The organism is Micromonospora sp. LH3U1 (assembly GCF_028475105.1).
Taxonomy (GTDB): Bacteria; Actinomycetota; Actinomycetes; order Mycobacteriales; family Micromonosporaceae; genus Micromonospora.
In genome coordinates this window covers 5,108,614-5,121,550 of sequence record NZ_CP116936.1, presented here as the reverse complement: position 1 = coordinate 5,121,550, position 12,937 = coordinate 5,108,614, and the positions used below count along the sequence as shown (strand labels likewise).

Sequence of the window (12,937 nt, the reverse complement as noted above, 5' to 3'; positions counted from 1 at the left end):
GCCCTGCGCCGATGAGTGATCATCAGGCGGGTTACTTCATCGGATCGTGGCCCCAGTTCATGAGGGACCAGCGCCATTTGGTGTCGCGGACGTTGCCGGAGGGGCGCTGCGCCATGTGCCGGCGTACGTAACCCACCACCTTGCGCATGTGCTTGTAGTCGCCGTCGGACAGGTCGCCGCGTTTGCGTCGGAGCAGGTTGATGATCTTCCGGCCGGACTCGTGCCCAACGGACTCGCCACCACCAGCGCGGCCGCCCTTGTGCCAGCCAACCTGCTTCGACTCATCGGTTTCGAGCCATGTGGACAGCTCGCCGGGCTTCATGTTCACCGCATCGGTGAACTCCCGGTAGGTGTCCCGGCCCTGGTCGTCAGCCCTGCTCATGACGCAACGCCTCGGGGCGGTGGGCCACGTCGCGGCCCGTCCCGTCGCTGCGGACCCGGTACTGCGGGTCGTCGGGTGCCGCGTTCACGGCCCGCCCGCGGATCCGCGTCCGCTCCGTGATCGTCTCCTGCACCACGCCGTACGCGCGGCTGCCGTGGGCCGACCAGGAGACATGGTCGCCGTTGTGGAACCTCTGTTCGGCCATGGTCCTCGGCTACCCGACACCGCCGGGGCGAAACGACCGGCCGGCCCGGCGGACTACGGCGTGATCTCGGCGATCGGCAGTTTGATCTCGAACGGTTCGGTCAGCTCGATCACGTCGGACCCGTCGGCGACCAGCTCGTACTGCCGCTCACCGCCGGGCCCTACCCGGTCGCCGATCCGGTACGCGTAGACGTGCACGGGGTCCTGCTCGATGCGCCAGTAGAACGGAATGCCGACGGCGGCGTACTCACCCGGTTTCGCGAAGCGCTCGATCCGTCGTGTGCCCGGAGAGACGATCTCCACGGCGAGGACGACGTCCTCCGGCGGCACGAAGGACCGGTCGGACGGCACCTCGGCGCGGCAGAGCAGCACGTCCGGCTGTCGGCTGGTGTTGCGGCTGAGTCCGACTCCGACCGCTTGGGCGGCACGAAGGTCAGCCGGGGCATGGGAGCGTAGCCACAGCCAGAGCAGGCCGCAGATGTCCTGATGGCCCAGGGTGGGGGAGGGCGTCACCTGGACAACTCCGTCGACGAGTTCGATGCGGGGAGCGTCGTCCGGCAGGGTGAGCAGGTCCTCCAGCGTGTAGTCGGCACGCTGCTGCCGCATCGGGTCCGGACACCAGGGGCCAGGTGATGTCGGGATGGGCTCCGCGCTCATGGGGCGAGCCTACCGGCGATCGATGGGACGCAGGTCGGACTGCGGGTGCGGCGCGCTCAGCCGGCGGGCTTTTCGGTGACGAAGATGGCGGTGCCGGGGAAGAGTCGACCCCGTAGCGGGCTCCACTGCCCCCAGATCCCCTCGTGTCCCTCCGGCCATTCCGGCTCCACCAGGTCCAGCAGCCGGAACCCGGCGTCGACCAGCTCCCGAACCCGGTCGCCGAGCGTGCGGTGCTGCTCGACGTAGGTGGCCACGCCGGACTCGTCCTGCTCCACGTAGGGGGAGCGGTCGAAGTACGAGTGCGTGGCGGTCAGCCCACCCTCGCCAGGGTCGTCGAGGAAGATCCAGCGCATCGGGTGGGTCACCGAGAACACCCACCGCCCCCCGGGGCGCAGCACCCGATGCACCTCGGCGAGCAGTGCCACCGAGTCGTCCACGAACGGGATCGCGCCGAAGGCGGTGCAGGCGACGTCGAACGACCGGTCGGCGAACGGCAGGGCGAGCGCGTCGGCCTGCACCAGCGGTACGCGTACCCCGGTGCGGTCGGCCGCCTCGACGGCGTGCCGCAACATGCCGGCGGACAGGTCGAAGGCGACCGGCCAGGCACCCTGGGTAACCAGCCAGCGGGCGGCGGCAGCCGCGCCACAGCCCACCTCGAGCACCCGCTGCCCGGGCAGGTCACCGAGCAGGCGGGCATCGGCCTCGCGCAGCCCCTCCGGGCACCAGACGAAGTCCACCTCGCCGAGGAACGCGCCGTGCGCGGCCTGGTAGTCGTCGGCGTCGGTGTCCCACCAGCCGCGGTTGGCCCGCCGGGCCTCGGCGTCACCCACCCGGCGCCGGGTGACCCGGCTGTCGTCATCCACGCGCTCACGCTAGGCCCCACCGTGGCCGATTTCCGCGCTGGGCCGGCGCGACCCGCCGAGCCCAACCCTGCGGCGGGCGGCAGTTCCCCGACATTTTGAGCGGGGGGTCCTGTGGCGGCTGGGGCTGCTGTGACGCAAGCGACAGCAGGGGTCGTTTCTGGGCGATTGTTCGGCTTTCGCAGGTCATCACACGGAGAGAAGCCGGGAGGGCTTGCACGCTGTGGTAATGCGCACGGTAGGCTAGACGATGCGCTCGCGGATCGCGTTGCCTCGGCAGGGAGCAGGTACGCGGTCGTCGGAGCCACATCATGATCTCACTAGGCGATCGTTCGGTGTGCCCGGCGACGGATCCGCTGGCGCGAACAGGTCACTGCGACACCAGCCTGCTGTGACAACCCACCGACCGGAGCAACCGCCCACATGACGAGCAGCATCGAGGCCCCCTCGAGCGCCACCCGGGTCACTCACGACGATCTCGGTTCCGAGGAGGCATTCCTCGCCGCGATCGACGAGACCATCAAGTACTTCAACGACGGCGACATTGTCGAAGGCACCGTCGTCAAGGTCGATCGGGACGAGGTCCTGCTCGACATCGGCTACAAGACCGAGGGTGTCATCCCCTCTCGTGAGTTGTCGATCAAGCACGACGTGGACCCCGCCGAGGTTGTGACGGTTGGTGACCACATCGAGGCCCTGGTCCTCCAGAAGGAGGACAAGGAGGGTCGTCTGATCCTCTCCAAGAAGCGGGCACAGTACGAGCGGGCCTGGGGCACGATCGAGAAGATCAAGGACGAGGACGGCGTCGTCCGCGGTTCGGTCATCGAGGTGGTCAAGGGCGGCCTCATCCTCGACATCGGGCTGCGCGGCTTCCTGCCCGCGTCCCTGGTCGAGATGCGTCGTGTGCGCGACCTGCAGCCGTACGTCGGGCGGGAGCTCGAAGCCAAGATCATCGAGCTGGACAAGAACCGCAACAACGTGGTTCTGTCCCGCCGGGCCTGGCTGGAGCAGACGCAGTCCGAGGTGCGCACCGAGTTCCTCAACAAGCTGCAGAAGGGCCAGGTCCGCAAGGGCGTCGTGTCCTCGATCGTCAACTTCGGCGCATTCGTCGACCTTGGCGGCGTCGACGGTCTGGTGCACGTCTCCGAGCTGTCCTGGAAGCACATCGACCACCCGTCTGAGGTCGTCGAGGTGGGCCAGGAGGTCGAGGTCGAGGTCCTGGACGTCGACCTGGACCGCGAGCGCGTCTCGCTGTCGCTGAAGGCGACCCAGGAGGACCCGTGGCGGCAGTTCGCCCGCACCCACGCGATCCAGCAGATCGTGCCGGGTAAGGTCACCAAGCTGGTCCCGTTCGGTGCGTTCGTCCGCGTGGACGACGGCATCGAGGGCCTGGTCCACATCTCCGAGCTGGCCGAGCGCCACGTGGAGATCCCGGAGCAGGTCGTCCAGGTTGGCTCCGAGGTCATGGTCAAGGTCATCGACATCGACCTGGAGCGTCGCCGGATCTCGCTGTCGCTCAAGCAGGCCAACGAGGGCTTCGTCGAGGGCGAGGAGCACTTCGACCCGACCCTCTACGGCATGGCTGCGACGTACGACACCGAGGGCAACTACATCTACCCGGACGGCTTCGACCCGGAGACGGGCGAATGGCTCGAGGGGTACGACAAGCAGCGCGAGACCTGGGAGAACCAGTACGCCGAGGCTCGTGTGCGCTGGGAGGCCCACACCAAGCAGGTGCAGACCTCTCGGGCTGCCGACGCCGAGGCTGCTGCCAACCCGACTCCGGTCGTCCCGGCCGCTGGCGGCGGTGGCGGCGGTGGCACCACCTCTTCGTCCAGCCCGGCCCCGAGCCGGCAGGCCGAGGAGCCGGCCGGCACCCTGGCCACCGACGAGGCGCTCGCCGCACTGCGGGAGAAGCTCGCCGGCGGTAAGTGACCCGCTGAACGACGACGGGCCCCGTCCCCGCGATCTCCGGATCGCTGGGGGCGGGGCCCTCGCCGTTCCCCGGAAGGTGCGCTCAGCCCGCCGTGCGCGGAGGCCGGCGCGGACCTACACGATCGTGCTCGATCCACGATGTAGGGGCGTCCGGGCCGCCAGCACCGCACTACATCCTGGATCGAGCACGATCTCGCCGGACGGACCGGAGCCCCGAGCCGGGAGTCAGGCCCGAGCCGGCGGTCGGGGCCCGAGCCCGGGGGTCGGGGCCCGAGCCGCGTGATCGAGGACGACCGTGCCGGGCTGTCGGTGGGTTTGGCGGCCGGGCTCGTGATCCGGTTGACTGGTCGGGTGCTGAGAGTGGGATTGACCGGCGGAATCGGGTCCGGCAAGAGCGCGGTGGCCGCGCGGCTCGTGGAGCGGGGTGCGGTGCTCATCGACGCCGACCGGGTGGCCCGGGAGGTCGTCGCACCCGGCACGGAGGGGCTGGCCGAGATCGTTGCCGCCTTCTCCGACGCGGTGCTGGATGCCGATGGCGCACTGGACCGTGCCGCACTGGGCGCGGTGGTGTTCGCCGACGAGACCGCCCGCCGTCGGCTGGAGGCGATCACCCACCCCCGGGTCCGGGCCCGCACCGCTGAGCTGGCCGCCGCGGCGGCACCCGACTCGATCGTCGTCAACGACGTACCGCTGCTGGTCGAGGTGGGTCTCGCGCCCACGTACCACCTCGTGATCGTGGTGCAGACGGCCGTGACGACCCGACTGGAACGGCTGGCGCGCGACCGGGGGATGGATCGCGCGGAGGCCGAGCGGCGGATCGCCGCCCAGGCCGACGACGCCCGTCGCCGGGCGGCTGCGGACGTGGTGCTGACCAACGACGGGAGCCTGGCGGAGCTGCACGACGACGTTGACGCGCTCTGGCAGCAGCGGCTGCTGCCCTACGAGGACAACCTGCGCGAGCGGCGGGTGGTCCCGCCGGGCCGGGGCGACGTGGCCGGCGCCGGTACCAACTGGTCCGGGCAGTACGAGCGGCTGGCCGCCCGGATCCGACACGCGCTCGCCTCGGACGCCCTGCGGATCGACCACATCGGTGCGACCGCGGTGCCCGGCCACGCCGCCCAGGACGTCATCGACGTGCAGGTGGCCGTGACCAACCTCGCCGACGCCGACGGGCCGCTGGCCGACCGGCTGGCGAACGCCGGGTTCCCGCGGGTGCCGGGGCAGTGGTGGGACGATCCGCGCCCGGCCGGCAGTGGTCGGTGGGAGAAGCGGCTGCACGGCAGCGCGGACCCGGCCCGCCCGGTTCGCCTGCATGTGCGGGTGGCGGACTCGCCGGGCTGGCGGTACGCGCTGCTGATGCGCGACCACCTGCGTGCCGACCCGGATCAGCGGGCCGCGTACCTGCTTGTCAAGCGGGACCTGGCCGACTCGGCGCCGGGTGCCGGCGGCTCCGGCACGGCCCGCGACCCGTGGTTCGACGAGGAGTACCTGCGAGCCGAGGAGTGGGCCGCGCAGACCAACTGGCGGCCCTGAGGGTCACGGGTTCAGTGGGTGCGGGGCCGAGGGGTGGCGGCCGGGCGGGGCACCGGAGGCAGTCGGGGCACCACGGCGGGGTGGAGATCCAGTTGGGCCCACACGCCGGCGCCGGTGTGCAGTTCCAGGCGGCGTGGCGACCCGTCCCGGTCGATCCACCAACGCAGCCGCGCGTCGGTCGGGCCCACCTCGACGACGTCCACCGTCCGCCCGACGACGACGTCCTCGCGTACCCGCACGGCCGCACCGCGCTGGCCGAAGGAGCCGGCGGCCAGCGCGGTGTCGACCAGCAGACTCAGGTCGTCCCCGCCGGATCGGGAGACCCGCCACGCCCCGGCCGGGGTGGCAGCGGTGGCCGACCCGGCGCCTCCGCGGTGCCGCCGCCAGCGGCGACCGCCGGCAGGTCCGCCCGGGCCAGACCGGCGGTGTCGCGCCGCAGCAGGGTCCGCCGATCCGGTAGGCCCAGATCGGCAACCGCGAGGTACGCGGTACGCGCCGTCCAGCTCAACCAGCCAGTGCCCCGCAGGTTCGTGTCCGTGCCCATCGGTGCCGTCAGCGTCACCGTGGCACCACCCTGGGCGCGTAGCCGGGCCGGCAGCCGGTCCAGCCGACCCTGCTCGGCGCCGGTCAGCGCGCGGGGCAGACCGGGGCGGCCGCCGAGTGCGTCCACCGGCCGCAGTGTCGGCCGGTCCGCCCGGTTGAGGATCATCGTGACCGGGCCGACACCGGGGAGTTGGGTCACCAGCTTGTGCAGGCGGGCGTCCTGGTCGAGCCAGTACCGGGCCTGTGTGTCCGAGTCGGTGCCCGTCGACCCGGCGATCGGCGCGGGTACCGCGGTGCCGCCGGGTGCGGTGCTGGCCGATGCGGTGCTGGGGGCGGGTGGTGTCCCCGCGGCCAGTGGCGCCTGAAGGACGTCCACCGGGCCGTCCGCCACGGTGTCCCGGGCCAGCCAGCGCGCACCGCTGCCCGGCACCGTCTGGGTCGGGTCCGGGCGGTCGGCGGCGAGGCCCAGGAGCAGATCGAGCACCGGCGCCAGATTCGCCTCGGGTGCCATGCGGTGCAACCGCCAGCGGTCCGTCGGAGGCACCAGTGGCGGTGCGGCGGGGGTGGGCACCGCCGCCGGGTCGGGCCGGATCACCAGCATCGGGCCGACCCTCTGCAACAGCCCGCGTTCGGCACCCGCGCCCGGGCCGCCCACGTCGAGGTAGAGCAGTGACCGCGACCAGTCCACCCAGCCCACCAGTTCGATTCGGGCGGCGTCGGTGCCGGCGGTGACGCGGACCCCGGCGCGTAGGTCCCGCAGGTTGGTGACCCGCACGGCGGCCAGTCGCTCGCCCTCGGCGAGGGTCAGCGGGCGGGCCGGCTCGGGCGGGTCGGGGGCCCAGCTCAACAGCCCGAGCACCAACGCCGTCGCGGACGTCACCGCGGTCAGACCGAGCAACAGCAGGACCGTACGCCGGCGGCGGCTGGTCGGGGCCGGGCCGGCGATGTCTGCCGTCTCATCAGCGGGGTCAGCGATGCTGGCGGCAGGGTCGGCGGTGTCGTCGCGGCGGGTGGTCGTCCCCATGTCCTCGGGGCTCCGGCCGGTGGTGGTCTGGCCGGTGGTGGTCCGGCCGGTGGTGGTCCGGCGTGTTGGGGCGTCGCGGACGGTGTCGGCGCGGCGCGTGCCGGTGGGCCGGCCGGTCGTGGACCTGCTCCCGGTGCCGGTCCGGGTGGCTTCCGCTGCGTCGCCGGTCGAGCCGGTGCGGTGCCGCCCGCTGCCCGTGCCCGTGCCCGTGCCCGTGCCCGTGCCCGTGCCCGTGCCTGTGCCGGCATCGGTGCTGGTGCGGCTGCCGGTGCCGCTAGCCCTGCCGTCTGGGCGGGACGCGTCCCGGGGGCGGGGTCGGGTGCCGGAGTCGGAGTGGTGTCCACGGAGATGAAACGGGCGGGGAGGCGCCGGGGTGACGAGCAGGGGCGCTCGCGGCGGCCGGTCTGCGCCTCGAGCGCGACCACACGGGTGCGCACGCCGGACGAGCCGGGTGCTGCGACCGCAGTGCCGGGGGCGGCCGGCCGTGATGACGGCCTGGCCACCGGCCCGGTCGGCCGCCGCGAGCGGCCTACATGAAGAGGGTAGTCCCGGTGACATGCGCCACACAATGGGAATATTGAAGCTGATCACGTACCTGGCGTGACGGCCGTTCCTGTCGGACCTGCGGCGTACCGTTGACGGCATGGCGCTCGACATTCCCCGGCTCGACAACCGCTTCCAGGTCGTCAGTGAGTTTCAGCCGGCCGGCGACCAACCGGCGGCCATCGACGATCTTGAGCGTCGGGTTCGGCGCGGCGACCGCAACACCGTGCTGCTCGGCGCGACCGGCACCGGCAAGAGCGCCACCACGGCGTGGCTGATCGAGCGGTTGCAGCGCCCGACCCTGGTGCTCGCCCCGAACAAGACGCTCTGCGCGCAGCTCGCCAAGGAGTTCAGCGAGCTGCTGCCGCACAACGCGGTCGAATACTTCGTCTCGTACTACGACTACTACCAGCCCGAGGCCTATATCCCGCAGACCGACACCTACATCGAAAAGGACTCCTCGATCAACGAGGAGGTCGAGCGGCTGCGGCACTCGGCGACGATGTCGCTGCTCACCCGCCGCGACGTGATCGTGGTGGCGACCGTCTCGGCGATCTACGGCCTGGGTACCCCGGAGGAATACCTCAACCGGGCGGTGAAGGTGCAGATCGGGCAGGAGCTCGACCGCGACCAGTTGCTGCGCCGGCTGGTCGACATCCAGTACACCCGCAACGACATGGCCTTCCAGCGGGGCACCTTCCGGGTCCGCGGCGACACGCTGGAGATCATCCCGGCGTACGAGGAGCTGGCGATCCGGATCGAGCTGTTCGGTGACGAGGTGGAGAAGCTCTACTACCTCAACCCGTTGACCGGTGACGTGGTCCGCGAGGTCGATCAGCTGGTGATCTTCCCGGCCACGCACTACGCGGCGGGTCCGGAGCGGATGGAACGGGCGATCCGTGACATCGAGGTGGAGCTGGCCGAGCGCCTCGCCGAGCTGGAGCGGCAGGGCAAGCTGCTGGAGGCGCAGCGGCTGCGGATGCGCACCACCTACGACATCGAGATGATGCGGCAGGTGGGCTTCTGCTCCGGCATCGAGAACTACTCGATGCACATGGACGGGCGGCTGCCCGGCAGCCCGCCGCACGCCCTGCTCGACTACTTCCCCGACGACTTCCTCACGGTGGTCGACGAGTCGCACGTGACCATCCCGCAGATCGGCGGCATGTACGAGGGCGACGCGTCCCGCAAGCGGATGCTCATCGACCATGGTTTCCGGCTGCCCAGCGCGGCCGACAACCGGCCGCTGCGCTTCGACGAGTTCCTGGAGCGGGTCGGCCAGATGGTCTACCTCTCCGCGACTCCCGGCACGTGGGAGATGGAGCAGGCCCAGGGCGAGTTCGTCGAGCAGGTCATCCGGCCCACCGGTCTGGTCGACCCGCAGGTCGTGATCAAGCCGACCAAGGGTCAGATCGACGACCTGATGCACGAGATCAAGCTGCGGACCGATCGGGACGAGCGGGTGCTGGTCACCACGCTGACCAAGAAGATGGCCGAGGACCTGTCCGACTACCTCCTGGAAAACGGCATCCGGGTGCGCTACCTGCACTCGGAGGTCGACACGCTGCGCCGGGTGGAGCTGCTGCGCGAGCTGCGCAAGGGCGACTACGACGTGCTCGTCGGCATCAACCTGCTCCGCGAAGGTCTGGACCTGCCCGAGGTGTCGCTGGTGGCGATCCTCGACGCCGACAAGGAGGGCTTCCTGCGCAGCGGTCGGTCGCTGATCCAGACCATCGGGCGGGCCGCCCGTAACGTCTCCGGTCAGGTGCACATGTACGCCGACAAGATCACCCCGTCGATGGCGACGGCGATCGACGAGACCGATCGGCGTCGGGCCAAGCAGGTCGCGCACAACGAGGCGCACGGGATCAGCCCGGAGCCGCTGCGTAAGAAGATCCACGACATCCTGGACGACATCTACCGCGAGGCGGAGGACACCGCAAACTCCCGGGTCGGCGGCGCGGTGCGTCAGCTTTCCCGGGGCAAGGCGCCGGTCAAGGAGACCCGCAGCCGGAGTCGGGCCTCCGCCACCACCACCTCGCGGGAGGGGATGGCCCGCGCCGACCTCGCCCAGCTCATCCAGGAGCTCAGCGACCAGATGCTGGCCGCCGCCCGCGAGTTGCAGTTCGAGCTGGCGGCCCGGATCCGCGACGAGGTCTCCGACCTGAAGAAGGAGCTGCGCGGCATGGACGCCGCCGGCGTGAAGTGACGGCCACCCGGCCGGCCACGACCAGCGCTTCGCTGGGGCGTGGCCGGCGGGGGCGCGCGAAGGGCGGGCGGGGTTGACGGCGGTGGCACCGGTCGACGAGATGGTCCTCGGGCTGCCCGACGTCAGCCTGCGTCCGTTCGTCGACCGGTACGTGGGCTACCGGGAACGGGCCGACGTGCCGCTGGTCCGCCAGGAGTCGGCGGGCGTCTTCGTGGTGCTGATCCTGGGGTGGGGCGCCCCGCTGGACGTGACCGACCCGCGCAGCGCGGAGCGCGGTGCCACGAGAGTCGACTCATTCGTGGCCGGCACCTTCGACGGCTGGTGCACCACGCGCACGGTGGGTGTGGGGGAGGGCGTCGAGTTGTTGCTCGCCCCGCTGACCGCCCGTCGGCTCCTCGGCCTGCCGTTGAGCGAACTGACCAACCGGGCCGTGGGCGTCGGGCAGCTCCCGGGCCGTTGGCTGGATCGGCTGCGCTGCCGGCTCGCCGAGTCGGCGGGCTGGCCGGAGCGTTTCGCCCTGCTCGACAGGGTGCTCACCGCCCGACTGGCGGCGTCCCCACCGGTGGACGCCCGGCTCGACTGGGCGTGGCGGTGGCTCGTCGCCAGCGGCGGGCAGGGGAGTGTCGGCGTGCTGGCCGACGAGCTGGGCTGGAGCCGGCGGCACCTCGCGTCCCGGTTCCGGCAGGAGGTCGGGCTGCCGCCCAAGATGGCCGCCCGGTTGCTGCGCTTCCAACAGGCGTACGCGGCGCTGACCGACATCGGCGCGCCCTTCGCGTCGAGCGCCCTGGGCGGGCCGGGTGCCGGGCTGGCGGCCGGCGCTGGACCGTCCGAGGTCGAGGTGAGGCCGCCCAGCGCGGGACGGGCCATCGACTGGGCCGCGGTGGCGGCTGGATGCGGTTACTACGACCAGTCCCACCTGATCCGCGACTTTCACCAGTTCGCGGGAGCAACTCCGGCCGCTCTCCTCGCCGCTCGGTCGACGACGGCCGACTGACACCGCTCCGCCGACGGGCGACCCGCCGAGGTCACATTCGTCCAATCCGGGACCGGGCCACCGGCAGCAGAATCGGGTCATGCGAACCGTCTATCCGATCCTCCGTTACCCCGATCCCCGATCCGCGATCGACTGGCTCTGCTCCGCCTTCGGTTTCCAGGTGCATGCCGTGCACGAGGCGCCGGACGGCGCGGTCGCGCACGCCGAACTCGTCCTCGACACCGGTATGATCATGCTGGGCGGGCGGGCCGACGCGTCGCCTCGGCCGGCCGACGACGACTGGTCGGTCTACGTGGCAGTGCCGGACGTCGACGCGCACTGCGCCCAGGCGCGCGCAGCCGGCGCCGAGATCACACGCGAGCCGTTCGACACCGACTACGGCTCCCGCGACTACGCCGCCCGCGACCTGGCCGGCATCGTCTGGGCCTTCGGCACCTACCGCCCCTGACTCGACCGCGCCGGCACGGGACTCGACCGCGCCGGCACGCGAACTCGGCCGAGCCGACGCGGGCTCCACGGGTCGGCCCCGGACGCCACGGCCCGGCACCCGCCGCCGACGTGCGGAAACGGCAGGCGCGGGCCGGACCGTCCGGTCGACGACGTCGGAGGATCTGGTTGCGGTGCGCGAGCGAGGTATTGCACTGGGTGATCGTCCTGCGTAGTCTCCCTCGGTGGGGAGGCCGGGATGCCGCTGCCAACAAGTCCTGTCATTCGACGTGCACGTCTCGGCGCAGAGTTGCGCCAGCTACGTCGGCGCGAGGCGCTGACCCTGGAACAGGTCTGCGACCGGCTCGGCTGGGCCTCGACGTCGAAGCTGTCCCGCATCGAGCTCGGCCAGAGCCGCCCGGACCTCGCCGACGTCCTCGATCTGCTGGACGTCTACAAGGTGCCGACGCCGGCCCGGGACGCGCTGATCGTGATCGCCCGGGACGCGGCGACCAGCCGAGGCTGGTGGAAGACGCTGGGCGAGATGAGCGAACGGCAGCGCACCTACGCCGAGTTGGAGGCGGGTGCGGCCGACATCGTGGAGTACCAGCCGGCGGTCGTGCCGGGGCTGCTCCAGACGCCCGCGTACGCCCGGGTGCTGGTCGCGGCCGGCGCGCAGCTCACGCCGGAGGTCGATGTGGAGGCCGAGGTGCGCGCCCGGGCGCTGCGGCAGGAGGTGCTGAGGCGGGCCTATCCGCCGCGCTACACGGCGGTGCTCGCCGAGGCTGTCTGCGATCCGGGCGACCTGCCGGTGGCGGTCTGGCGTGAACAGTTGCGGCACCTGGTCGCCGTGACCGGGCTGTCCCATGTCACGGTGCGGCTGCTGCCTCGCGGGGCGGCCGGTGGCGGGCTGCACCCGCTCACGCCGTACTCCTGTTATGCCTTTCCCGACCCGGCGGACCCGCGGACGGTGATGCTCGAGGCGTTGACCACCGACGTCCGGTTGGCCACCGTGCTCGACGTCGACCGCTACGAGCGGATGACCGAGGCGCTGATGGCGTCCGCGCTGTCTCCAGAGGAGACGGTCACCGTGCTGGCCCGCCGCGTCGGCGAGGAGTAGCGCCATGCCGGCCCGCTGACGCCCAGGGTCGCGCGCCGCGCGGCCACCGGGCCCGGCGCCCCCGAGCCCGTCGGGACCGGCGGCCGGCGCGTGCGGAGCGCACGATAGCCGCGGGGTACGACAGCGTCAGGGGTACGACAGCGTCAGGGGTACGACAGCGTCCCTCAGGCCGGTACGTCGAGGAAATGCTCGACCACGGGCGGCCCGGCGAAGTGTGGCCCGATCAACGCCCGCCACTGCTCGAACCGTTCGGTGGCCCGGAAGTTCTGCTCGTGCGCCTCGACCGAGTCCCATTCGACCAGCAGCACGAAGCGGGTCGGGGACTCGATTCCCCGGGTCATCCGCACGGAGCGGCAGCCGGTCGCCCCTGCGAGCACCGGGTGACCCTCGGCGTACGCGGCGGCGAACGCGTCCTCGTGTCCGGGTAGTACGTCGATCAGCGCGACCTCAAGCACCATGTCGGAAAGCCTCCCACGGTGGGCAGGGTCGGCGGCGACGCGGGGTCTG

12 protein-coding genes and 1 pseudogene are annotated in these 12,937 nt (G+C 71.8%); 6 read left to right on the top strand and 7 right to left on the bottom strand.

Annotation, left to right across the window (positions count from 1 at the left end):
* Nucleotides 1–34: 34 nt before the first annotated feature.
* From PCA76_RS23310 to PCA76_RS23295, 4 genes and pseudogenes are all read right to left on the bottom strand, one after another.
* Nucleotides 35–382: pseudogene (locus PCA76_RS23310) on the bottom strand (DUF3140 domain-containing protein); the annotation flags it as partial.
* Nucleotides 369–587 (bottom strand): DUF2945 domain-containing protein, encoded by a 219-nt coding sequence (locus PCA76_RS23305; protein ID WP_272612604.1) that lies wholly within the window; start codon nt 585–587, stop codon nt 369–371. The pseudogene PCA76_RS23310 and the gene PCA76_RS23305, both read right to left, overlap by 14 nt.
* A 53-nt stretch (nt 588–640) precedes the next feature.
* Nucleotides 641–1,243, bottom strand: a complete 603-nt coding sequence (locus PCA76_RS23300) for a Uma2 family endonuclease (RefSeq protein ID WP_272612603.1) — start codon at nt 1,241–1,243, stop codon at nt 641–643.
* A gap of 56 nt (nt 1,244–1,299) precedes the next feature.
* Nucleotides 1,300–2,106 (bottom strand): class I SAM-dependent methyltransferase, encoded by an 807-nt coding sequence (locus PCA76_RS23295; protein ID WP_272612602.1) that lies wholly within the window; start codon nt 2,104–2,106, stop codon nt 1,300–1,302.
* A 420-nt stretch (nt 2,107–2,526) separates the two neighbouring features.
* On the opposite strand from PCA76_RS23295, the gene rpsA reads away from it, so the two are divergent.
* Both rpsA and coaE read left to right on the top strand, forming a co-directional pair.
* Nucleotides 2,527–4,038 carry a 30S ribosomal protein S1 gene (gene rpsA, locus PCA76_RS23290; protein WP_272612601.1) on the top strand — a complete coding sequence of 504 codons (1,512 nt, stop codon included), beginning with the start codon at nt 2,527–2,529 and terminating at the stop codon, nt 4,036–4,038.
* 351 nt (nt 4,039–4,389) lie between these two features.
* Entirely contained in the window at nt 4,390–5,571 is a 1,182-nt protein-coding gene (coaE, locus tag PCA76_RS23285; RefSeq protein WP_272612600.1) for a dephospho-CoA kinase, read from the top strand.
* An 11-nt stretch (nt 5,572–5,582) separates the two neighbouring features.
* On the opposite strand, the gene PCA76_RS23280 is transcribed toward coaE, so the two are convergent.
* Together PCA76_RS23280 and PCA76_RS23275 are read right to left on the bottom strand one after the other, a co-directional pair.
* Nucleotides 5,583–5,810: a hypothetical protein gene (locus tag PCA76_RS23280; RefSeq protein WP_272612599.1), complete on the bottom strand. Its 228-nt coding sequence runs from the start codon at nt 5,808–5,810 to the stop codon at nt 5,583–5,585.
* 56 nt (nt 5,811–5,866) lie between these two features.
* Nucleotides 5,867–7,138, bottom strand: a complete 1,272-nt coding sequence (locus PCA76_RS23275; RefSeq protein WP_272612598.1) for a hypothetical protein — start codon at nt 7,136–7,138, stop codon at nt 5,867–5,869.
* 643 nt (nt 7,139–7,781) lie between these two features.
* Here PCA76_RS23275 and uvrB point away from each other — a divergent pair.
* The 4 genes from uvrB (at nt 7,782) to PCA76_RS23255 (ending at nt 12,430) form a co-directional block, all read left to right on the top strand.
* Entirely contained in the window at nt 7,782–9,890 is a 2,109-nt protein-coding gene (gene uvrB, locus PCA76_RS23270) for an excinuclease ABC subunit UvrB (RefSeq protein WP_272612597.1), read from the top strand.
* A gap of 82 nt (nt 9,891–9,972) precedes the next feature.
* A complete protein-coding gene (locus PCA76_RS23265) occupies nt 9,973–10,884 on the top strand; it encodes a helix-turn-helix domain-containing protein (RefSeq protein WP_272612596.1) in 912 nt (303 codons plus the stop codon).
* 79 nt (nt 10,885–10,963) lie between these two features.
* The gene (locus tag PCA76_RS23260) at nt 10,964–11,332 is read left to right on the top strand and encodes a VOC family protein (protein ID WP_272612595.1); all 369 of its coding nucleotides are present in this window, start codon (nt 10,964–10,966) and stop codon (nt 11,330–11,332) included.
* A gap of 237 nt (nt 11,333–11,569) precedes the next feature.
* Nucleotides 11,570–12,430, top strand: a complete 861-nt coding sequence (locus PCA76_RS23255) for a helix-turn-helix domain-containing protein (RefSeq protein WP_272612594.1) — start codon at nt 11,570–11,572, stop codon at nt 12,428–12,430.
* Nucleotides 12,431–12,594: 164 nt separating this feature from the next.
* On the opposite strand, the gene PCA76_RS23250 is transcribed toward PCA76_RS23255, so the two are convergent.
* A complete protein-coding gene (locus PCA76_RS23250; protein WP_272612593.1) occupies nt 12,595–12,888 on the bottom strand; it encodes an antibiotic biosynthesis monooxygenase family protein in 294 nt (97 codons plus the stop codon).
* Nucleotides 12,889–12,937: the final 49 nt, after the last annotated feature.